The sequence below is a fragment of the uncultured Chitinophaga sp. genome (assembly GCF_937874145.1).
Classification (GTDB): Bacteria; Bacteroidota; Bacteroidia; order Chitinophagales; family Chitinophagaceae; genus Chitinophaga.
The window spans coordinates 1-1,691 of sequence record NZ_CALNBI010000028.1; the positions used below are offsets into that span (position 1 = coordinate 1).

At 56.8% G+C, this 1,691-nt stretch carries 2 protein-coding genes; both read right to left on the reverse strand.

Features of this window, described 5'->3' with window-relative positions; translation table 11 throughout:
- On the reverse strand, positions 1-696 hold a 696-nt coding region (locus Q0510_RS01180), incomplete at its 3' end, for an aldo/keto reductase (RefSeq protein ID WP_298707472.1).
- Positions 697-721: 25 nt separating this feature from the next.
- A partial coding sequence (locus tag Q0510_RS01185) for a homogentisate 1,2-dioxygenase (protein ID WP_298707473.1) occupies positions 722-1,691 on the reverse strand: 970 nt, incomplete at its 5' end.

A 1,691-nucleotide genomic window follows, 5' to 3' on the forward strand; every position in this document is an offset into this window, starting at 1 on the left:
CGGTTTGATTTTACCGGTGAGGATGCCACGCTGGAGCGGGCTATAGGCCAGGATGGCTTTATTGTTTTCGATGCAGTAAGGCACCAGTTCCTTTTCGATGTTGCGCTCCACCATACTGAAGGGCACCTGGTTGGAGGCGAGTTTCACCACGGCGTTGGCCTGCTTCATTTGCTCCACGTTGTAATTACAAACGCCCGCTTCGCGGATCTTGCCCTGTTCTTTCAGGCGCAGCACGGCTTCGAAGGTTTCTTCGATGGGCGTGGTAGCGTCCGGCCAGTGGATCTGGTACAGGTCGATGTAATCGGTACGCATGCGGCGGAGGCTGGCTTCGCATTCGCGGATGATGCTGTTGCGGCCGGCGTATTTGTAGATTTCGATGGCTTTGCCGGCGTTGTCCTGGCTGCTGAAGGCGAAGGTGCCGTTGGTGCCTTCCCAGGTCATGCCGAATTTGGTGAGCAATTGCACTTTATCGCGCGGGATGCCTGCGAGGGCTTCGCCTACGATTTCTTCGCTGGTGCCTTGTCCGTAAATCGGTGCGGTATCGATGGAGGTAACGCCGCGGTCGATCGATGCGCGGATGGCTTCGGTAGCGTCCTTACGCTCCGCGCCGCCCCACATCCAGCCGCCGATGGCCCATGCGCCGAAGGTGATGGCGGATACTTTCAGATTGCTGTCTCCTAATTGTCTGTATTCCATACTTTTAAATTTTCCCAAAAGTAACTTATTCGGCCCAGCTCATCACGTAACGTTCGTCTTCGATACCCAGTGCTTCCTGCGTTACCTGCAGGGGATGGAAGGTATCGACCATCACGGCCAGTTCTTTGGTTTCTTTGGCCCCGAGGCTCTTCTCCACCGCTCCGGGATGCGGCCCGTGCGGGATGCCGCCGGGGTGAAGGGTGATCATGCCGCGGGTCACGTGCTTGCGGCTCATGAAATCGCCGTCCACATAATACAGCACTTCATCGCTGTCGATATTGCTATGGTTGTAAGGTGCCGGAACGGCCTGCGGATGGTAATCGTAGAGGCGCGGAACGAAGGAGCACACCACGAAGTTGTGCCCTTCGAACGTCTGGTGCACTGGCGGCGGCTGGTGCACGCGGCCGGTAATGGGCTCGAAGTCGTGGATGGACAGGGCGAAGGGATACTCGCATCCGTCCCACCCGATCACATCAAAAGGATGATGCCCGTAATGGATGGGGTACATCACGCCTTTCTTTTTGATATTGATGATGTAATCACCGGCCTGGTCGATGGTTTCGAGGTCTTTGGGCTGGCGGATATCGCGTTCGCAGAAGGGCGCGTGCTCCAGGAGCTGGCCGAAGGGGCTGAGGTAGCGTTTGGGGAACCGGATCGGACTGAAGGATTCCACGATGAAAAGACGGTTGTCTGCATGCGAGAACTCCAGCTGATAGATGGTTCCTCGGGGGATGGAAAGGTAATCGCCGTACCCGAAATCGATGCGGCCGTATTGGGTGCGGAGGGTGCCGGAGCCTTCGTGGACGAAGATCAGCTCGTCGGCATCCGCGTTCTTATAAAAGTAGTCTTTCATGCTGCTGCGCGGGGCAGCGAGGGAAAGATGGCAATCACTGTTGACCAGCACCGGTTTACGGGAGGCCAGGTAATCGTTTTCGGGCTGGATGTTGAATCCCTGGAAGCTGCGGTGCTTTAGCATTTTCTCTTCGGCTATGCGG